This is a genomic window from Cohnella zeiphila (assembly GCF_014212055.1).
Classification (GTDB): Bacteria; Bacillota; Bacilli; order Paenibacillales; family Paenibacillaceae; genus Cohnella; species Cohnella zeiphila.
Genome location: NZ_JACJVO010000012.1, coordinates 98,969 through 118,458, shown reverse-complemented (window position 1 = coordinate 118,458; position 19,490 = coordinate 98,969). Strand labels below are relative to the sequence as shown.

Sequence of the window (19,490 nt, the reverse complement as noted above, 5' to 3'; positions counted from 1 at the left end):
TAAAGCCACCCTTTTACGGATGGCTCTCATTTGCCGTCAAACCTCATCCGATCTTTTTCTGACCGGCCGCAGCACCGCGTAACCATATCCCTCCGGATAATGCCGTTGATAATCCTGCTTCGTCTCTTCATCCCATTCGTACCCCATGTCTTGGGGATCGAAGCTCCATGCCGCCTCTTCAACCGCGCTCATGACAGCGCCGTTGTCCTTCAAATAATCGAACGGCGGGTGGAAAAAGACCAGATATTCCGATTCCGGGATCTCCCTGCATGCCATCCCTTCCGGAATCGGTCCGTCGTAATCCGGCGGAACGGGGATTCCGTATAGATACCCCTTTTGTCCGTCCCGATAAAACCATCCCGCCGTCTGACCCAGCTGTCCGGGGAGAGTGTGGTTGGACATGCTATCCAAAGTCCCGCAGATCTCGTCGCAATTGTGACCGTTCGCCCAGAAGTCCCCGAAGTTTTGAACGGTAATATCCCAAATTCCGATGAACTTATGCGCCGGAATCCGTTCCGCCTTGATCTCCGCCGGTTGCAAGTGAACGCCGCTCATCCGATCCCGCTCCTTGATCAAATAATGATAAGGGGAGAAGACTTCCTGACGAATCGCCAACCGAATCGGTCGCGGAGCCTTCCGGTAGGCTGCGGGGGTGAGCTGAAAAGCCTTGACGAATGCCCTTGTAAAAGCCTCTTGCGAAGAGAACCCGTACTTTACGGCAATATCCAGAACCCGCCGGTCCGTATCTCGGAGCTCCAGGGCAGCATGGCTGATCCTTCGGGTCCAGATGTAATCCCGCAACGTCATTCCGGTCAATTGATTGAACTGCCTGGAACAATAGTAAGGCGAATAGCCCAGCCGTTCCGACATCTTGAGCAAGGACGCAGGCTCCGTTATATGGCTCTCCACCCAGTCCACCATCAGCTGGACCATTTGGTTCCACTCGTACATGGACGTCTCCCTCCTTTCGCTTCGATCATAGCACCGGAACTTTCCCCATATTTGATTTTAATTGCATTCGTCGAAAAGGACAGGCTTCCAAATTTTCCGTTGACAATGGTGCCATGCAACTGTATATTTATCGACAATGATAATCATTATCATTATATTTGACTAAAAAATACATATCAAGGAAGGGTCCTCGCATGAAAACAATTCCAACCTACTCGTCCAAAACGCTGCTGATCTCGTTTGTCCTGATCCTGGCACTGACGCTGGCCGGTTGTTCAAGTTCAAATTCGTCCTCCGACCCGTCGCCGTCCGAGAGCGCTTCGGCAAGCGCCGAGGCTCCCGGAACGGAGACGCCCGCTTCCGCTTCCCAAGACGCCGATTCGGAATATCCGATCGTGATCAAGCATGCTTTCGGCGAGACGGTCATCAAGAGCAAGCCGAAGCGGGTGGCGACGATTCAATGGGCCAATCAGGATGTGGCTCTCGCTCTCGGCGTGGTGCCCGTAGGGTTCTCGGCGGCGAATTACGGCGTGCAGGACGACAGCGGGCTCTTGCCCTGGACGGCCAAGAAGCTCAAGGAACTTGGCGAGAGCAGCCCTAATGTTTTTCAAGATACGGACGGCCTTGATTTTGAGGCGATCTCCGACTCGAACCCGGATGTCATCCTGGCCGCGTACTCCGGCATCACGCAGGAAGACTACGATATTCTCAGCAAGATCGCTCCGGTCGTGGCGTATCCGACCGCTCCTTGGCTCACGACGTGGCGGGAGCAAGTCACGATGGATGCGGCGGGGATGGGCATGAAAGCGGAGGGCGAACAGCTCATCAAGGACACCGAGAACCTGATCCGACAAAAGGCAAGCGAGCATCCTCAAATCAAAGGCAAGAAGGTCGTCTGGGTCAACTTCTCGGCGAAAGACATGTCGAAGCTGCACATTTATACGCCTGCCGACCCTCGCGGATCTTTCCTGGAAGAACTGGGGATGGTTTATCCCGAGAGCGTCACGAAGCAGATTGCCGATCCGGGCAGCTACTCCATGAATTTAAGCGCCGAGAACGCCGACATGCTGAACGACGCCGACATCTTGATCGGGTATGGCGGCGATGACTTGTATCAAGCCGTGAAGGCGGATCCTCTGCTTGGCCAAATCCCGGCGATTCAACGAGGTTCCGTCGTGTTTATCGGCGACGGCACGCCTCTGGCGGCTTCCGGGAACCCCAATCCGCTCTCGATCGCCTATACCATCGACGAGTATCTGGATTTAATCGACGGAGCGATCGGCAAGCTCGATGCGTAGCTCGCCTGTTCCGAAGAACTTTCCGGCGGTTCTGGTCATTGGCTTGGTCCTGCTCGGCGTCTGCGTGATCGCCTCTCTGGCCTTGGGCTCCCGGCTGGTGCGATTCCATGAACTGATCGACGGATTGTTTCACCATCAGGCAGACTCCTACGGGGCAAGCGTGGTTCGCAAGCGGATCTCCCGAACCGTCTTCAGCTTATTCTGCGGCGCGGCGCTCGGCGTCTCCGGTTCTCTTATGCAATCGGTCACCCGCAACCCGATCGCGGACCCGAGCATATTGGGAGTGAACACGGGCGCTTCCTTATTCGTGGTATGCGGAATTGCGTTCTTGCACATCGGCACCGCGAATCAATATATTGGGTTAGCTCTGGCCGGGGCCGCGATAACGGCGGTCTTCGTATACGGAATCGGCTCGATGGGACGTGGCGGCGCCACTCCCTTTAAGCTTGTTCTGGCGGGTGCCGCCACAAGCGCGGCCCTCTCTTCTCTCGTTACCGCCATCATGATTCCGCGCTCTTCCGTCATGGATCAATTCCGATTCTGGCAAGTGGGAAGCGTCGGCTCGGCTACCTGGAGCGCCGTCGCCGCCTTCGTCCCGTTCCTGATCGCCGGAATGCTGATCGCGTTCATGACCGCTCCGGCCCTGAACGCGATGGCGCTGGGAGACGAGGTGGCGACCGGACAGGGCGTTCGAACGGGGACGCTCCGGCTCGTTGCGGCTCTTGGCGGCGTTCTTCTGTGCGGCGTAACGACGGCGCTGGCCGGCCCGATCGGCTTTGTCGGGCTGCTGGCCACTCACGTCATCCGCCTGATCCTCGGCCCCGACCTGCGTTTCGTGATCCCCATGTCGGCGATCTCGGGAGCCGTCATTCTGACGGTATCCGATGTGTGCGGCAGGCTCATCGGCAGCCCCGGAGAGCTTGAAGTCGGCGTCGTTACAGCATTTATAGGAGCTCCGATCCTCATCCTGCTGGCGATGAGATCGAAGATGCGTTCATTATGAAAAATCAAACGATTGAATGGGTGTTGGCCGGCAGGCGCCAAAGGCGCCGCCGATGGATCCTGGTTACCTGCCTTCTTGCGGCCGTTGCCTGCTTTCTTTGCTGCGCCATGCTTTTGCTGGGGAGCACCGTCTATCCGGTTCAAGACGTGATCCGGGCGCTTGCGGGAGAGCACCTCCAAGGCGTGTCTTTCGCGGTGAACACCATCCGTCTGCCGCGAATGCTGGCCGGTCTTTTGGCCGGATTTGCTTTCGGCCTTGCGGGGTACGTGTTCCAGACCATGCTGCGCAACCCGCTGGCGAATCCGAATGTCATCGGGATTACCTCCGGCACCGGCGCGGCCGCCGTCTTCTGCACCATCGTACTCCATGCAAGCGGAGCGGTCGTCTCCGCCGCTTCCGTGATCGCCGGTCTTGCCACCGTGCTGATCATTTATATTCTATCCAGAGGAAAGTCGTTTGCGGTCGGGCGATTGATCCTTGTCGGAATCGGCATCCAGGCCATGCTGGACGCGGTGATCTCCTATCTTCTCCTGATCAGCGCGCAGCAGGATATTCCCGCGGCGCTCAGGTGGCTCGCCGGCAGTCTCAACGGCTCCCAGATGCACGAGCTGGCGCCCCTTGCGATCGCGACCCTTGTCTTTACGCCCATCGCGATCGTGCTGGGCAAGCATCTCCAGCTATTGGAGCTCGGAGAACAAACGGCTTCCTCTCTCGGCGTAGACACGAACAAGACCAGAATCGCTCTGATCGCGAGCTCCGTCTGCATGATCGCGATAGCGACCGCTGCCACGGGGCCCATCGCCTTTGTCTCCTTCCTTGCGGGGCCAATCGCCAAAAGGCTCGCCGGGGTCGGCTTCTCGAACATCGTTCCGTCGGGCCTGGTTGGCGTCAATTTGGTTTTGGCGGCAGATCTGATCGGACAATTCGCTTTCGAGTACCGGTTCCCCGTGGGCGTCATCACCGGGCTGCTCGGAGCGCCGTATTTGATCTTCTTGCTGATCCGAATGAACCGGAAGGGAGAATTATGATGGGATCGCATGTTTTTCAAGCCGAACAGGTTGTCGCCGGCTACGATCGCCAGACGGTGATCGACGGAGTCAGCCTTGTCGTTCCCGTTAACCGGATAAGCGTCATGATCGGAGCGAACGGCTGCGGAAAGTCTACGCTTCTGAAGGCTTTGGCAAGGCTGATCAAGCCGGAATCGGGCAGCATCTCCCTGGACGGTAAGCCCGTCGGCAAGATTCCTCCGAAGCAATTGGCCCGGGTCCTGGGACTGCTGCCGCAATCCCCCATTGTTCCGGAGGGAATTACCGTCGCCGATCTGGTCGGACGGGGAAGGTTCCCGCATCAATCGTGGCACGCCGGATGGACAAGCAAGGACGCCGAGGCCGTTGCCGAAGCGATGAGAATCATGAATATCGCGGAGCTTGCCGACCGCCACATCGACGAGCTGTCCGGCGGTCAAAGGCAGCGCGTATGGATTGCCATGGCTCTGGCGCAGCAAACCGACATCTTATTTCTCGATGAGCCGACGACCTTCCTGGATATCACGTATCAAATCGAGATTCTGGACCTGCTCACGGATCTGAACCGGAAATACGGCACGACGATCGTCATGGTTCTTCACGATATCAACTTGTCCGCGCGTTACGCCGACCATATCTTTGCGCTTCGGGAAGGCAAGCTTATGGCCGAGGGCAAGCCCTCCGAGGTGATTACGGACCTATTGGTAAAAGACATCTTCGGGCTGGATTGCGCCGTGATCAAGGACCCCGTCTCGGGCTCTCCTCTGGTGGTGCCCAAAGGCCGATATCACGCCGGCAGCGCAAGCCGCTGACCTGACGGGCCATCCTTGCGGGTTGGCCCTTCCTTCTTACACCTTCGAAATCCCTGTAAGCTCCTCGCTCACGCGCCATAACCTTTTTCCCACATCTTCATTCTGTAATTGGGGAATGGGAATCATCTGCTTTTTATCATCGAAAAACGCGCCGGTTACGCTCTCGACCTCCTTCGCAGCAGCCAGATACACCCCGATCCCGCAGTCCTTTTTGGCCGAACGATTGCTTAGTTTCCCATACGCCTTCATATACCAGGGAGCGGTTCGAATCAGATTCGATTGGATCAATCCCGGGTGAAAGGCGAGAGCCGCAACGCCCGTCCCTTCCAGCCGTCTCGCTAACTCGGAAGTAAAAATCACCCTGGCGAACAACGCTTGGGCCGTCGCGCGCAAACCGCTGAAGCGGTTCACTTGCTGTACATCTTCAAAATCGAAGCTGGCATTCTTGAGAAACCGGGGCGCTCCCGCAACAGTTATAACCCTCGACGGACGACTCTCCTTCAGCAGATCCAGCAGCTCGTTCGTCAACGTAAAGTGGCTGAGATAGTTCACCGCGAACGTCCTCTCGATTCCTTCCGGGGTCAGTTCCTTCTCAAAATAAACCGCCCCTCCCGCATTGACCAGAGCATCCAAGCGATCATATTTCCGTTTGAACGCTTCACCCGCTTGCCGGATGGAGGATTGAAGGGACAGGTCGGCCGCCAAATACTCGCCTGTATCATTTCCCGTGGCTTCGGCAATATCGCGCAGCGCTTCCTCTCCCCGTTCCCGATTGCGGCTTAGGATCACGATTCTGGCCCCCAGCTTGGCCAAACCCGATGCGATGGCCTTCCCGACCCCGGACGTCCCGCCTGTAATCAGAATTACCTTGTTCCGGATCTCCCTGTTCGCTCCGTTCATTTCCTCTGCACCTCGCTCGTGTAATTATTGCTTTAAGGGAGACGATACAGTATAAAGCGCACTTGACAGCAATACCGTTCCAACCTGCTATAATCAAAATATGGAGAACACATTTTCGAGCAAGCAGGTATCGGAAGAGACGGGATTAAACATCCCCACTTTGCGATATTACGAGCAGATCGGGTTAATTGACGGAGTCGCGCGGGACGAGAACGGATATCGGCGGTATTCGGAGTCCGATATCGCTTGGTTTGAGATTATTAAATACTTCCGGGCCATGGGAATGCCCATTCGGGAGATGCAGCAGTTTCTCGAATTGCATCGTCATGAGAACTCCACCACGGCGGTACGAAGAGAATTTATGGAATCTTATCGGGGGAAAGTCATCGATCAAATGAAGGAACTGGAGAAGACGCTGGGGAAAATCGATCATAAGATCGAGCTGTTCAAAAATCTTGAAGCCTTGGAGAAGCGACGATCGGACTAAACCCCTCCGGGCAAACCAAGGGCCGGCGCCGGCCGGCCCGCATTATTTCCCCGAACGCTCGGCCCCGTCTCGCGCCTTCATGTGCTCCGCATGGGACGCTCCCCAGTCGTTCAGCACCTGCAGCACCTTGCTCAGGCCTTTGCCGTATTCCGATATCGAATATTCGACTTTCGGGGGGATCTGATTGTAGACCTCTCGATGCACGATATCGTTGGATTCCAGTTCCCTTAGCTGCTGGGTCAGCATCTTTTTGTTGATATCCGGTATCGCCTTCTGTAGCTCGCTGAATCGCATGGTTCCGTTATACATAAGCTGAAGCAGAATGACCGGCTTCCATTTTCCCACCAATATGTCCAGAGCGGATTCAAACTTGCAATATTCCCTCATGGAAATCCCCGGCTCTCCTTTGCTGCGTAAGGTCACTTTTTCTTTACCATGTTTAGATAAAGTGCCTACTTCCTAGAAACGATTCCTGGTGACTATTATACCTTTAAAGGATATCGAGAAAGTAGTCGGGAGGCTGGTATTATCCATGAATATCGCATGGTGGATCGTTCAAGGGCTTGCAGCGCTGGGATTTGTCTATTCGGGGTGGTTGAAGGCGTTTCAGTATGAGAAAGCCAAGGCTTCTTGGGGGTGGGTCAAAGACGTGCCCAAAGCGTTCGTCGTCCTGATCGGGTTAGCGGAATTGGCGGGGGCGCTTGGGCTCATTCTGCCCGAAGCGTTGAACATCGCGCCCGTATGGACGCCGATTGCCGCGACCGGACTTGCCGCGGTCGTTCTTCTCGGCGCCTTCTTCCATATCGCGCGCAAGGAATACCGGGAGATCGGCGTGAATCTCATCTTCCTGGCATTGGCTGTTTTCGTTGCGATCGGTCGTTTTTAGAAAAAGCAGGCCCGAACCGGAAACCCTAATCTCTGCCGGTCAACAGCCGTCTCCCGAACTGCAGCCGCGCTTCGAGCTCGATCCGGCTTTTGCAATCTTCGCAAAGATGCATTCCTTTCCGATCTCGTTTGATGCGGGCGTAGGCTTGCGTTCCTTCGAAAGCCTCAAACTCTCTTTTGCAACTATAACAGGTTGAATGCTGACGAAATCCGCCGTTAAAGCTCTGCACCGTAATCCCCTCCGTTCGTCACGGCAAGCCCCGATTCTCTTGACGCGACCATCGTGACGCGTTATAACGGAATCAAATCGAAATCGCACACTGTGCTATTTATTTTAATTCAGTGTGCTAAATAAAACAAGGGGCGTTTGCCGTTGCCGAAAATCGTGGACCACGAGCAAATGAGAAAGCGGATCGCCGAATCGGCATGGAGCATTATTGAAGCCAAAGGGATCGAGCATGCGTCCATCCGTGCTGTCGCCGCTGCCGCCGGGCTGTCGCCCGGCGCCTTGCGGCATTATTTTCAAACGCAGGACGAGCTGCTGCTCTTTATCGTGGATTATTATTTAACGAGAGAAGCAGCAGCCAGGGCGGAGGGGCTGGAAATCAGTCCGATTCCGATGAAGGCTGCGAAGGAAGTTCTTTTGGAGCTGCTCCCTATGACGAGGGAGAAACGAACGGGAGTCGGCGTCTGGTGGATCTTCGCCATCCGTTCCCTCACGAGTTCGGCGTTGCAGGCCAAGAAAGACGAGCTCACGGACGGGCTTCACGGCCTGACGAGAGCCGTCCTCGATATTTTGGCCAAGGCGGAGCTTCTTCCCGCTTCGGTAGACGTTGAACTCGAGACGTATCGATTGGCCGCGGTAGTCGAAGGTCTGACGATCCTCGCGTTGCTTCGGTCGGAGATCTACACGACGGAGAACATCGAGCGGATCGTGACCCTCCATATCCGGGAGCTTTGCGCGCGCCAGGGCTGAATACGAAGCGGAGGCGCTTGCTTGCCGCCTCCGCCTCCCGCCGCTTATTCGTATTCCCGCCGCTCCACTAAAAAGAACATATAATCGGTCGGAACCCCGGCATACCCTTGCTGCCTCAGGATCGCGGTTATATGGCCCCGGTGATACGTCCCGTGGTTGACCACATGCCGCAGAATGTCGGAGAAGCGCGTATCGAGACGGCCATACTGCGGGTGCTCGATCGTCATCGCCTTGTCCGGATCGGGCGTACGCCGCAGCAAATCGCGGAACTGGTCGGCTACGCCGGCGAACAGCCGCCGCATCTCGTCCACCGTTCTGCCCTTCGGTTCCTCCTCCCAACCCGGAAGCTTCGGAAAAATGTCCTCGTTCGGAATTTTCGCGAGCACATGCATAAAGAGCTGTTCGAACTTATACATATGCCCGAACGTTTGCGCCACGGACGGGAACACGCTCGTTACCTCCGCATGGAACGCTTCGTTCGGAAGCTGCTCCAGATGCGCGAACAGACGGTCGTTGGCCCAAACGTGATAGTCGTACAACGGATGCGATTGCTGAAGCATGAATCTCACCTTTCCTTCGTCGTCGTATTCCGGCTGCCGCAGCCTTGTCGCTATCGTATACCGGGTTTGTTGACAAACGTTGTCAGGAAAGATCAATCGGGATCGTCTTCGTAATGTTTTGCGATTCCGTACGCCATATCCCGGACCCGGCGCTTCAGTTCCGGCGGCTCCAGAATCCGAACGGCGGTGCCGAACGACATCAGGTAAATCGGAAGGTACTTGTTCATCGTCGGGATGTCCAGCCGAAACCGCGCCTCCCGGTCGGTCCGTTCCGTCAAATAGTGACGCAGGTGCCAATGGCCGCAAACCGCACTCAGCGTGTCGGGCTCCCCCTCCAGGCGGATGACCGTCATCGGCCCGTCCGCCTCCCGTTCCCGCTCGGACTGGTTGCGAAAATAGACGGACGCGGAGAACCCCTCCGGCTGCCGGAACCGCGCTTCGGTCGGCTCCAGCCGGGCGATGCGGTCCACGCGGAACGTCCGCACCGCCTGCGACCGGCGGCAGAACGCGACAGCGTACCATTCGCCGCGGTCATAAGCCAACCCGTACGGATCGACTTCCCGTTCGTCGGGCTGCTCCGCATTCGCTTTGCGATAGGCAATGCGGACCGTTCGCCCGTTCTTCGCCGCCTCCTCCAGGTCTCTGAGCAACGGAACGACCGCGGGCGAGCGCGCCGGAGAGACGACATCCAGGCCGCTCGTCTGGCGGGTCAGATCGCGGCGCTGCTCCTCGTGCAGTCCGTTCTCCACCTTCTTCAACGCGTTCTCCAGCTCCTCCGTATACGGATAACCGGCGCCTTGGGCAAATTTGAACGCGTCCGCCAACGCCCTCAGCTCCACGGAATTGAAGAACAGCGGCGTCTCCTTGAAGCTCTCCAGAATGCGAATCCCGCCGTCATGGCCCGATTCCGCGACGACCGGCACGCCGCTGGCGCATAGGGCGTCGATATACCGATACACGGTCCGGACGCTGATCTCCAAGCTGTCCGCAAGCTGCGCGGCGGTGAGTTTCCTTCCGGATCTCAGCATCCAAAGCATGGACAGCATGTTGTCCCATTTCGCCACCGGGAGCACCTCTTTCCCCGCGAGAATAGAAATGATTTCGTCTTGCACCATTATGTAACCGTATCGGCATCACGTCAAAGAGCGGACACCTTGCGGGTGCCCGCCCGAAGCTCAATGGTTTATTGATTCAAGGAATGCGGTACGTAAAGCTCCTCTAAGCTCGCGACTTCTTCGGGCGCCAATCGGACCGACAGCGCCGATACCGCGTCTTCGAGATGACCGATCTTGGTGGACCCGATAATCGGCGCCGTAACCTCTTCCTTCTGCAGCAGCCATGCAAGAGCAACTTGCGCACGCGGAATGCCCCGTTTCGCGGCGACCTCCGCCACTCTTTCCACCACTTTGCGGACGGCGTCTTCCGTTTTGGCAAAGGCCGCCTTCGCAATCGGATCCTTCTCCGACCGCGCGGTCTTCTCGTCCCAATCCCGGGTTAACCGGCCTGCAGCCATCGGCAGATAGGGAATGACGCCGACTCCTTCGTCTTTGCAAAGGGGGAGCATCTCCCTCTCCTCTTCCCGATAGAGCAGGTTGACCATATTCTGCATGGAGACGAATCGGGTCCAGCCGTTGCGTTCCGCGACGTGCTGAGCTTTCGCGAACTGCCAGGCGAACATGGAGGAGGCTCCGATGTACCGGACCTTGCCGGCCTTGATTAAATCGTGAAGCGTCTCCATCGTCTCTTCGATCGGCGTAGTTTGATCCCAACGGTGGATCTGGTACAGATCGACGTAGTCCGTTCCGAGCCGTCTCAGACTGTTGTCGATTTCGGTCATGATGGCTTTGCGTGACAGTCCCCCGCCGTTCGGACCCGGGCGCATCGGAACGAACACCTTCGTGGCAATGACGACTTCGTCGCGCGGAGCGAAGTCCTTTAACGCGCGTCCGACAATCTCTTCGCTCGTTCCGTCGGAATACATATTGGCGGTATCGAAAAAGTTGATGCCCAATTCAAGCGCCCTTTTAATGATCGGCCTGCTGCTCTCTTCGTTCAGCGACCACGCGAAGAGGCCGCGTTCCGGCACCCCGAAGCTCATGCATCCAAGGCAAAGTTTGGAGACCTCCAAACCCGAACGTCCGAGTTTTACATAATCCATTTGCTGATCACTCCTTTGTATGATGGGAAGGCGCCGAGACCGTTATTACCACGGGAGCGTGCCGAGTGTCGCGTGCGTGAACGCGCCTGTCGGGCCTTCCGGGCCGAGCAGCGCCACGCGCACCGCCTCGCGGGCGCCCTCCTCGACCGTCTCCGTGCCGGCATAGTTGTTAAGGCCCGTCTTGGTGAAGCCCGGGGAGACGGCGTTGACTTTGATTCCCTCCGGCTCCAGCTCGATCGCCATGGCGAGCGTCATCGCGTTGAGAGCCGTCTTGGACGCGGGGTAGACGGGGCCGAAGGTCGAGCGCAAGGGAGCGTCCGGTGCCGCGTTCATCGTCAGCGAGCCGGCGCCGCTCGACACGTTGACGATGCGGGCTCCCCGCGTCTCTCGCAGGAGCGGCAGCATCGCTTGGGTAACGGCGAGAACTCCGAAGACGTTGGTCTCCCAAACCGCGCGTACTTCATCGAGGGACACGTTGCTCGGGCGGGTCAACATCGCATACTCCTCCACGGACATCCCTTGCGAACGTCCGGTATGCGAGATAGCCGCGTTGTTGACGAGTACGTCGAGACGGCCAAGCTCCTGGCGGATGAGCTCCGCCGCGGCGGCGATGGAAGCCGGGTCCGTGACGTCGAGTTGGAGGGCGCGGGCATCCGTTCCGACGCTCTTCGCGGCCTCCTCTCCATTCTCGAAGCTGCGCGACCCGACGAGTACGGTGAAGCCGTGCGCCGCAAGATCCTTCGCGATTTGAAGACCGATTCCTCTGTTGGCTCCGGTGACCAGGGCGACGGGTTTGTCCTGCATCTGAATCCTCTCCTTCTTGCCCGGAAGGGCAGCCTTTATCATAAAGCCTATGGTTGACGTATCAACCTTGGAATCACTTTAACATATTGAAGTTGACACGTCAACCATGTTATGATGCTCCTATGGACAAGAACGAGCTAAACGAAGAGGAAATGCGATTGTGGCATACGTGGAAAGGTTCCTTTCACCGCATCTTCGGGCGCGTCATTAAAGACATGTCCGAGCGGACCGGGCTATCCGAGGGCGATTACGGCATATTGGATCGGCTAGCCCTCTTCGGGAACGGCAGCCTTCGCCAACAGGAATTAGCCGACTCGATGGATTGGGATAAGAGCCGATTGTCGCATCATCTGACGCGGATGGAAAAGCGGGGACTTGTCATGAGGAAGTCACTGGACACGGACCGTGGCGTTCTCGTCATCATCACTTCCGCCGGACAATCGGCCCTGGACGATGCCCGTCCCGTCGCTGCCGCGGCGATACGCAAGCATTTTCTTGATCAATTGACCGATCTGGACGTAGAGTCGATTATGAAGCTGGCGGAAAGAACAAAGGCGAGGCCCGCCGAATAGCGGGACCTCGCCTTTTTCGCCTGCGCGGCGAACCCTTTCGTCATCCGACTTCCGGCGAGCAGGATTCGACACGAAGGTGTCGAATCTTGAACACACGGGCAGAAGGTTAGCTTATGTTGGAAGGCTGGGATGATGATGCCAGGTTCACCGCGCTCTTTGGCCATATCCATGTCCATCGCCGCTGTCGTTCTTCTTCTGGGATATGCGTTCCTGATGACGATCCCTGGACATGGCACCATGTGGGATCTTCCCCGCTTCCACTTTTACGTGATTTCTCCAACGCTCCTCGCCTTGGCCGTCAGCGCCGTTGCAGTTGGCTGGACGGGGATTCGGCTTCGGGATATGAGCGCGCTCATGCTGGCATTGGCGATCTTGTCTTTAAACGGTTTTTTTCTCATTCACGCGCTTTCGACCCCGGGGTTCCTTATTGCGGATCAATACCACTTGGCAGGGGTGGCCTCGCAGGTCGCGATGACAACGTGCGCGTTCTGGATCTTCCTCTCCACCCTGTCATCGGACTCCTCCTTTATTCGCATGGTCTCGAAGTATCGGAGGAGCGTGGTCGTCGGTTGGGTCACCCTGATCATCCTGACGAATGCCATGGCCCTTGCCTACCCTGACATCTCCAACTTCATCCCTCTCGATATTGCGCCATTGAACGGCTTGATGGCGGTTCTCACCGTTCTCCTGTATTTATGGGCGGCCAAGAGGTATTACAAGCAATTTCAAGCCGTCAAATTTCCATTGCAAGCGGCTATCGTATTTGGCTCCGTTCTGCTCTCCATCACCGAATGCGTCATGGTCACAACGATGATGTGGACATTGGCCTGGTGGCTTTATCATGCCGTGCTCGCCGTGTCGGCCTTGATGCTGCTGTTCGGGATCATCGCCCAGTATCGGTCGAACTTATCGGTGACTCAGACCATTCATCAGGCGAAGGGTTATCCGTCTTCGGATCCGCTCCGCATCAGCATCTCCAGCAGCATGCAGCGGCTGATTGCCGCCACGGAAGCCAAAGATGAGTATACGGCCGGCCACAATTACCGCGTCGCCATGTACGGATTGCAGCTGGCCCAAGCCATGGGATTGGACCCCGAACAATTGCGGGCCCTGGCTCGGGGCGGTCTTATTCACGATGTGGGGAAAATACAGACTCCCGGCGAGATCCTGAACAAGCCGGGAAAACTGGATACGCACGAAAGAATCGTGATCGAGCAGCATCCGGTGATCGGTTATGAGATGTGCAAATATATCGGCTTCATGAGCGAAGAGCTGTCCGTCATCCGGCACCATCACGAGAAATGGGACGGAACGGGGTATCCGGATAAGCTGAAAGGCGCCGACATCTCGCTGCTCGCCAGAATTCTTGCCGTTGCGGACGTATACGATGCGTTGACCTCGCGAAGAGCTTATCGCGAGCCCTGGTCTCAAGAACGCGCGCTGCAGGCCATTGCGGAGGGCAGCGGCACCCACTTCGACCCCGATTGCGTCTCCGCCTTTGTTCAGCTTTGTCATCGCGGCGAATTGGCCGTTCCGGAAGCCGGCACGGATGGCTCGACCGGCAGCCAGCGAGCGATTAACGCTGCGCAGGCATAAGATCCGATGATGCCGGCAATGGATGCGGCATAGTCCGATTTATCGACTGGAAGAAGCCGTAAGCAACGGTTGCGAGCGTAACTAGCCCTGAGAGACAATACCAAATCGTATGATTCCGGAAGCTCTCCGGCATTGGAATTCTCCCTGCTATGAACGGCCTCCGTCGGCAGGCTTCGTCATGATTTTGTATACCTTGAAGAACCCGATATTGATATAAAGCAGAATCGGATATTCGATCACGGACCACCAGAGCTTCCATTTGTGGTAATAAAAGTAGCCCGCAAGCAGCGACAAGTATTCAAAGCCGACCAGAAACGCCGTCGCCATTCCGACGTAGAGAACGGAACGTTTCCCATTGTTCCATGGATAAAAGTTGAAAAAAATCAGGATCGCGGATGGAAACAGTCCCAGCATAGGAAGAAGGGAAAGCCAGTCCACCCCTTTCTGGAAGAACCCGTACAGATCATATTTAACATTGACGAACATATCGGTAAGATTTTGAAATACGAGCCCGAACAGAACAACGATAAACATGTCGGTGCGCTTCAAACGCTTCGGCATAAAAAACGCAAAGCCATTGAAAATAACAACGGAACAAAGTAAAAACGCCATCCGCGAATTCACCACCGGCTTACATTTTTACCTGGATCGAGAAATTTATTCGCCGGTCGGCAAATGCATCAATTTATCCGGATTTGCCACGAAATAGAGGTTATCGATTAGCCCATCTTTGATCTTAAAGGAAAGGACCGCCCATCGTTCTCCGTCCTTGTCGATCACGATTCCGGGCACGCCGTTCACCATGGCGATCCGGCAGGCGAAGCTTTCGGGCCATCTGTTGATTAAACCCGCCACGCCGTGGGAGATTCGGACGTGCCCATGAAGAGGCTGCGCGAGCGCCTGGACTTTGCCGCCTCCATCGGTGAAGAGCACCGCGTCGGCCGATAGGAATTTCATGATTTGGGCCGCGCTGCCCGAAGTCAGAGCCGTAATGAATTGTTCGACCAAGCCGGCCGTTTGCCGCGAATCCAAGCCTTCCGAATGACCCGGATCGTCGTTAACGCTTAGGCTTCGCTTGGCCCGATGAAAGATCTGCCGGCAGTTCGCGCTGCTCTTGCCCACGATATCGGCAATCTCTTCATAATCGTACTGCATCGCCTCCCGCAGCAAGAACACGGCCCGCTCCACGTAAGAGAGCTGCTGCAGCAGCAGCAAGTAAGCGGTCGATACCGATTCCTTCTGCAAGTAGGACTGCATCGGATCCGTCTCGTCGCCCGCTGCGGCCACAAGCGGTTCGGGCAGCCAGGTCCCGATGTAGACCTCCCGCTGTTTTTTCGTAGAGCGGAGCAGCTCAAGACACCGGTTGGTGACGATTTTGCACAAATACGCCCTCATATTCTGAACGTGGCCGGAGCCGGATTTGAATACGGTCAGAAAAGCTTCCTGGACAACGTCTTCCGCATCCATGACGCTGCCCAGCATACGATACGCAAGGGAGAACAATAGCGGTTTGTATAAGGAATACAATTGCTCCGTTCTCATGTCTTCCAAGATGACAAACCCCGCTTTCTCCTGTCTTACGCCAGTATGGTCTCCCGCCCGGCCGGACGGGCTGCTTCCAAATCCTTCAACGCGCGCCGCGCCGCGCGTCTTCCGCTTGCCGCCGCGGCATCCGCCAGATTCTCCCCGTGGGTGGCCCATTCTCCCGCCACGTAAAGCCCCGCAATCTCGGGTACGGCCGGTCCCGGAAAACGGTCTTCCCTGCCCAAATTCATAAAGTCGTAAGCTACGGTAATATGAGGGAGGTACTGCCTGGCGACGACTTCCTTCCGCCAGCCCGGTTGAATCAAGTCCAGCGTCTGCTCGAGGAATCGTTCGTCCGCTTTCGCATCCGTTCCGCCGGTACCGTTGCTTTTCGTAATGTTCACCACCGAAGTGCCGTCTTCGCTCAACCGGGTGAACTTGGATTGATTAATGAAGTACACGGGTTGATCCAGACCCAGAACCGCGAAATGATCGGGATTCGAAAGCCGCTTCAGAGAAAGCGTCAAGCTGGCCGCCTCGATGACGCGAGCCTGGTCTCTCCAGCGCAAGACCGAAGGGCAATTCGCATCCCCCAGGAGCCGTGAGGTTACCGCGGGCGGGGTGGCGGCAATCACATGCGCGACGTCCATCTCTTGGCTATCCGTAAATTTGATTTTACGAACGGCTCCATCCTGCTCGATTCCCGCTACGTTTTTTCCTGTGATGATGGAGACGCCCGAGCGCACCGCTTTTTCCTGAAGCTGATCGACCAAGGTTTGCCAGCCGTCCTGAACATAGAGGATGCTGTTCTTCTTGGTCGTGCGCGCGACGGAACGCAGGGCGGGACCGGCCATCTGATGATCGATGGCTTGCGCGTACGAATTAGTCCTAAGCATAGCGTAAATAATATGGCGAGTCATCGGATCGTGGAACTCTTGTTCGACCCAATTCCGCAGACTGATCGGCGGCACGGAATCGGCATCGAATTTGGTCAACGTTTTAAAAAACTTCAGAAACTCCCTCTTGCCGGACCAGCTCAGTTTGCGAGAGAGAATGAACTTAAACATATGGGTGACCTTCTCGTTCCACAGAAAGGATACGTTGGTTCCGGGAGATCCCCCTTCGATTCTGATCCCCAGATCCTGAAAGATCTCGTGCAGGGCCCCACCCTTGATGATGGCATGCGAGCCCAGATCGAAGATCGCCCCGTTTTTCTTGACGGAGACGGCCCGGCCGCCGAGCTGGCCGGACTTCTCGAAGAGGACAATGGATTTCCCTGCCTGCGCCAAGTCAATCGCCGCCACCAATCCCGCGATGCCTCCGCCCACGACTGCCGCATCAAACTTCTTCATCCTCCATACCTTCCTTCGCTGTTTGGTCTCTTCATAAAGTAAGATGGAGGATGCTTGGGATCTGTGACAGGTTTCGTTGAAAACTTTAAAATCTGCTGTTCGAATTCTTCCGTTTCTCTGCCGGCAGGATGGCCTCGATCACGTCCCAATGCTCGGCGATCTTGCCATTCTCCACGCGGAACAGATCGTAGAAAGCGGTATGCCGGCCATCGAAGTGGCCTTCGCTCACCGCAAGCACAAAATCGCCTTGCCCGATAATCCGATGAACATGGGTATATTGAAACTCAACGTTCCGCTCCTTCAGGGCCTGCAAGGCCGCACCGAGACCGGAAAGGCCGTCTGCGATATGCGGACTATGCTGAATGTAGCGATCCCCGTCAAAGTAAGAGGGCAGCAGATCCGGATTCTTGCCACCCAAAATATTCTCGACATAGCTTTGGACATACGCTTTGTTCGCCTCTGTCTTGTCGAGATCCCGAATCGTGTCCGGCCCGTCCGTCATCGTATGATGGCTTGGCGTCCTCTCTACCAGCTCTTGCAGGTTGTCCCAATGCTCGACGATCAGCCCCTGTTCGAAACGGAAAATATCGAAGCCGACTTTGGGGCCGTGAAAATCATAGACGGAATGGAGGGCCACATAATCCCCGTCGAGGAAGGCGCGCTTAACACTTACCTTCGTGCCGATCTCCTTCAAATGATCAAGCGCGCCCAACATAGCCCCGCGGCCGTCGGCCAGCGCCTGGTTGTGCTGAATATACCGATCCGGATGAACATAAGACGTAATCGCTTCGGGATTGCCGCTCTCTAAGCTTTCCAGCACCGCGATTGCCTTTTGGATCAACTCATTTTGATTGTTTCCCGTCATCTGATAATGCCCTCCTCATTTCAAGTTAATGGTCACGAGATAAATAATGAACGTAATGTTGTTTATTTATCTTGCGCTCATTATAATGAGGGCTAATCCCGTGCACAATATTCAATGTTTTTCGATCTGAGGGATATCAGACATCTCGTGACTCTTTGTCGCTTAACGGTTCAAATATCATACGGGGGAACGAAGACCATGAACAAAAAAACCGATTTGAGAGTGCTGCGCACGCAACAATCCATTCGAAAAGCGTTCTATGAGCTGCTTCAGGAAAAGGGCTATGAAGCGATCACGATCCAGGACCTTGCCGATCGGGCGATGATCAATCGCAACACGTTTTATCTTCATCACCAAAGCAAGCCCGACTTATTAAACACATGCATGGACGAGCTGTTGGGCGAAGTAAAGAAGGCGATCGTTCTTTGCCCGATCAACACGAGGCCTTACCGCATTTCGATGCTCGAGACCGTCATGCAAGCGGTGTTGGAGCACGTATCGCGCAACGCCTCTTTTTACCGCGTCATGCTGAATGAGGAGAACCGGATCTATCCGTTTCGGACGAAGCTGGAGACGATCCTCAAAGATAAACTGAATGAGGGACGGAATCCTGCCGAAGAGCCTTCCCCTCCCGAGATATCCAGGGAATTGCTGCTCGAATACCTCGTATCTTCTTTCATGGGAGTCGTCATTTGGTGGGTGAAAAGCGATCTGTCTCTTCCTGCGAGCGACGTCTCGGCCCAGTTTAGCAGAATCGCGGCCTACGGGTATTTGAAGGCTGCCGGCGTCGCCTTAGAGGAAACGCATGCTCTGTAGGCGGAAGGCCGTCGAAGGAATCGGCGGCCTGTTGTTTGTTCATACCCGGGTCAGCTTATCCGGATTTCGCACAACGAAGATCCGGGCAAGCTTTCCGCGTTGGAGTTGGACAAAGAGAGCCCCTACGGCTTCGTCCCCCGAACGGAGAATCAAACCTGTCTCGCCGTTCAGCGGGGCAGCCTCGAAGCGAATATTCTCCCGAACGGTGCTCTTGAACCCGTCGAACAGGAAATGAGCCACGGGAACACGCATATGGACCGGACGAATGGCCGCAATCGCTTTGCCGCCTCCGTCGGAGACGAACATGACGTCTTCGGTCAGCAGGGACAGCATATGATCGACGTTCCCATGCTCGAGGGAGGCGAGGAACCGGCTCACCCATTCTTTATCGACCGCTTCGGCCGCGATCGGCTCCTCCTCGGATATTCCCATCTTGCTCTTGGCCCGGCTCATCAGCTTGCGGCAATTCGCCTCTTGCTTGCCGAGCAATTCGGCGATTTCTGGATAATCGAAATCCAGCGCCTCGCGCAGGACAAACACCGCCCGCTCTGTCGGCGTCAGCCGCTCCATCAGCACGAGCATGCCGTACGACAGCAGATCGCGGCGGACGACCGCCGTCTCGAGCGTATCCGTCTCCTGCGTCCGAATCGGCTCGGGGAGCCAAGGACCGACGTACGTCTCCCTCTTCTTCCGAGCCGACTTCTGCAGATTGAGGCAGTGATTGGTGATCATCTTGCACAAATACGCCTTCGGCTCTTCCAAGCGTTCGGGATGGACGTCGCCCGCCTTCACAAACACGTCCTGTACCGCATCCTCCGCGTCCGCCGCGGATCCCGTCAACTGGTAGGCCAGCGTAAACAGCAGCGCCTTATATTGATCGTACAGTTCCTCCATTGCCGCTTCACC

At 56.3% G+C, this 19,490-nt stretch carries 22 protein-coding genes; 10 read left to right on the top strand and 12 right to left on the bottom strand.

What is annotated here, in order from left to right:
* Positions 1–36 precede the first annotated feature (36 nt).
* Positions 37–951 (bottom strand): helix-turn-helix domain-containing protein, encoded by a 915-nt coding sequence (locus H7C18_RS11310; protein WP_185129165.1) that lies wholly within the window; start codon positions 949–951, stop codon positions 37–39.
* 194 nt (positions 952–1,145) lie between these two features.
* Between H7C18_RS11310 and H7C18_RS11305 the strand changes: the two genes are divergently transcribed.
* From H7C18_RS11305 to H7C18_RS11290, 4 genes are read left to right on the top strand one after another with little or no spacing between them, the layout of a single operon-like run.
* Positions 1,146–2,249, top strand: a complete 1,104-nt coding sequence (locus tag H7C18_RS11305; RefSeq protein WP_185129164.1) for an iron-siderophore ABC transporter substrate-binding protein — start codon at positions 1,146–1,148, stop codon at positions 2,247–2,249.
* On the top strand, positions 2,242–3,252 hold the full coding sequence (locus tag H7C18_RS11300; RefSeq protein WP_185129163.1) for a FecCD family ABC transporter permease: 1,011 nt from the start codon (positions 2,242–2,244) through the stop codon (positions 3,250–3,252). Before H7C18_RS11305 ends, H7C18_RS11300 begins: the two co-directional genes overlap by 8 nt.
* Positions 3,249–4,280 carry a FecCD family ABC transporter permease gene (locus H7C18_RS11295; RefSeq protein WP_185129162.1) on the top strand — a complete coding sequence of 344 codons (1,032 nt, stop codon included), beginning with the start codon at positions 3,249–3,251 and terminating at the stop codon, positions 4,278–4,280. Before H7C18_RS11300 ends, H7C18_RS11295 begins: the two co-directional genes overlap by 4 nt.
* Entirely contained in the window at positions 4,277–5,089 is an 813-nt protein-coding gene (locus tag H7C18_RS11290; RefSeq protein ID WP_185129161.1) for an ABC transporter ATP-binding protein, read from the top strand. The genes H7C18_RS11295 and H7C18_RS11290 overlap by 4 nt, the downstream gene beginning before the upstream one ends.
* A 36-nt stretch (positions 5,090–5,125) precedes the next feature.
* Here the strand turns inward: H7C18_RS11290 and H7C18_RS11285 are convergent, their stop codons facing one another.
* On the bottom strand, positions 5,126–5,989 hold the full coding sequence (locus H7C18_RS11285; protein WP_185129160.1) for an SDR family NAD(P)-dependent oxidoreductase: 864 nt from the start codon (positions 5,987–5,989) through the stop codon (positions 5,126–5,128).
* A 100-nt stretch (positions 5,990–6,089) separates the two neighbouring features.
* Between H7C18_RS11285 and H7C18_RS35720 the strand changes: the two genes are divergently transcribed.
* Positions 6,090–6,476 carry a MerR family transcriptional regulator gene (locus tag H7C18_RS35720; RefSeq protein WP_185129159.1) on the top strand — a complete coding sequence of 129 codons (387 nt, stop codon included), beginning with the start codon at positions 6,090–6,092 and terminating at the stop codon, positions 6,474–6,476.
* 42 nt (positions 6,477–6,518) lie between these two features.
* On the opposite strand, the gene H7C18_RS11275 is transcribed toward H7C18_RS35720, so the two are convergent.
* Positions 6,519–6,863, bottom strand: coding sequence for a winged helix-turn-helix transcriptional regulator (locus tag H7C18_RS11275; RefSeq protein WP_185129158.1), 345 nt, complete (start codon positions 6,861–6,863; stop codon positions 6,519–6,521).
* Between the two features lie 145 nt (positions 6,864–7,008).
* Here H7C18_RS11275 and H7C18_RS11270 point away from each other — a divergent pair, with 145 nt between their 5' ends.
* Both H7C18_RS11270 and H7C18_RS11265 read left to right on the top strand, forming a co-directional pair.
* On the top strand, positions 7,009–7,362 hold the full coding sequence (locus H7C18_RS11270) for a DoxX family protein (protein WP_185129157.1): 354 nt from the start codon (positions 7,009–7,011) through the stop codon (positions 7,360–7,362).
* Positions 7,363–7,734: 372 nt separating this feature from the next.
* Entirely contained in the window at positions 7,735–8,337 is a 603-nt protein-coding gene (locus H7C18_RS11265; protein ID WP_185129156.1) for a TetR/AcrR family transcriptional regulator, read from the top strand.
* A 44-nt stretch (positions 8,338–8,381) separates the two neighbouring features.
* On the opposite strand, the gene H7C18_RS11260 is transcribed toward H7C18_RS11265, so the two are convergent.
* The 4 genes from H7C18_RS11260 to H7C18_RS11245 form a co-directional block, all read right to left on the bottom strand.
* Entirely contained in the window at positions 8,382–8,897 is a 516-nt protein-coding gene (locus H7C18_RS11260) for a DinB family protein (protein ID WP_185129155.1), read from the bottom strand.
* Between the two features lie 92 nt (positions 8,898–8,989).
* The gene (locus H7C18_RS11255) at positions 8,990–9,961 is read right to left on the bottom strand and encodes a WYL domain-containing protein (RefSeq protein ID WP_185129154.1); all 972 of its coding nucleotides are present in this window, start codon (positions 9,959–9,961) and stop codon (positions 8,990–8,992) included.
* A 119-nt stretch (positions 9,962–10,080) separates the two neighbouring features.
* Positions 10,081–11,055, bottom strand: a complete 975-nt coding sequence (locus tag H7C18_RS11250; protein WP_185129153.1) for an aldo/keto reductase — start codon at positions 11,053–11,055, stop codon at positions 10,081–10,083.
* 45 nt (positions 11,056–11,100) lie between these two features.
* Positions 11,101–11,859, bottom strand: coding sequence for an SDR family NAD(P)-dependent oxidoreductase (locus tag H7C18_RS11245; RefSeq protein ID WP_185129152.1), 759 nt, complete (start codon positions 11,857–11,859; stop codon positions 11,101–11,103).
* A 152-nt stretch (positions 11,860–12,011) separates the two neighbouring features.
* On the opposite strand from H7C18_RS11245, the gene H7C18_RS11240 reads away from it, so the two are divergent.
* Both H7C18_RS11240 and H7C18_RS11235 read left to right on the top strand, forming a co-directional pair.
* On the top strand, positions 12,012–12,431 hold the full coding sequence (locus H7C18_RS11240; protein ID WP_238357648.1) for a MarR family winged helix-turn-helix transcriptional regulator: 420 nt from the start codon (positions 12,012–12,014) through the stop codon (positions 12,429–12,431).
* A gap of 132 nt (positions 12,432–12,563) precedes the next feature.
* Positions 12,564–14,027, top strand: a complete 1,464-nt coding sequence (locus H7C18_RS11235) for an HD-GYP domain-containing protein (protein ID WP_185129150.1) — start codon at positions 12,564–12,566, stop codon at positions 14,025–14,027.
* Positions 14,028–14,174: 147 nt separating this feature from the next.
* On the opposite strand, the gene H7C18_RS11230 is transcribed toward H7C18_RS11235, so the two are convergent.
* From H7C18_RS11230 to H7C18_RS11215, 4 genes are all read right to left on the bottom strand, one after another.
* A complete protein-coding gene (locus H7C18_RS11230; RefSeq protein WP_185129149.1) occupies positions 14,175–14,561 on the bottom strand; it encodes a CBO0543 family protein in 387 nt (128 codons plus the stop codon).
* A gap of 123 nt (positions 14,562–14,684) precedes the next feature.
* Positions 14,685–15,569 (bottom strand): RNA polymerase sigma-70 factor, encoded by an 885-nt coding sequence (locus H7C18_RS11225; RefSeq protein ID WP_185129256.1) that lies wholly within the window; start codon positions 15,567–15,569, stop codon positions 14,685–14,687.
* Between the two features lie 35 nt (positions 15,570–15,604).
* Positions 15,605–16,903, bottom strand: coding sequence for a phytoene desaturase family protein (locus H7C18_RS11220; RefSeq protein ID WP_185129148.1), 1,299 nt, complete (start codon positions 16,901–16,903; stop codon positions 15,605–15,607).
* 85 nt (positions 16,904–16,988) lie between these two features.
* Positions 16,989–17,768, bottom strand: a complete 780-nt coding sequence (locus H7C18_RS11215; protein WP_185129147.1) for a nuclear transport factor 2 family protein — start codon at positions 17,766–17,768, stop codon at positions 16,989–16,991.
* 198 nt (positions 17,769–17,966) lie between these two features.
* On the opposite strand from H7C18_RS11215, the gene H7C18_RS11210 reads away from it, so the two are divergent.
* Positions 17,967–18,584: a TetR/AcrR family transcriptional regulator gene (locus H7C18_RS11210; RefSeq protein ID WP_185129146.1), complete on the top strand. Its 618-nt coding sequence runs from the start codon at positions 17,967–17,969 to the stop codon at positions 18,582–18,584.
* A 39-nt stretch (positions 18,585–18,623) separates the two neighbouring features.
* On the opposite strand, the gene sigJ is transcribed toward H7C18_RS11210, so the two are convergent.
* The gene (sigJ, locus tag H7C18_RS11205) at positions 18,624–19,478 is read right to left on the bottom strand and encodes an RNA polymerase sigma factor SigJ (RefSeq protein ID WP_185129145.1); all 855 of its coding nucleotides are present in this window, start codon (positions 19,476–19,478) and stop codon (positions 18,624–18,626) included.
* Positions 19,479–19,490 lie beyond the last annotated feature (12 nt).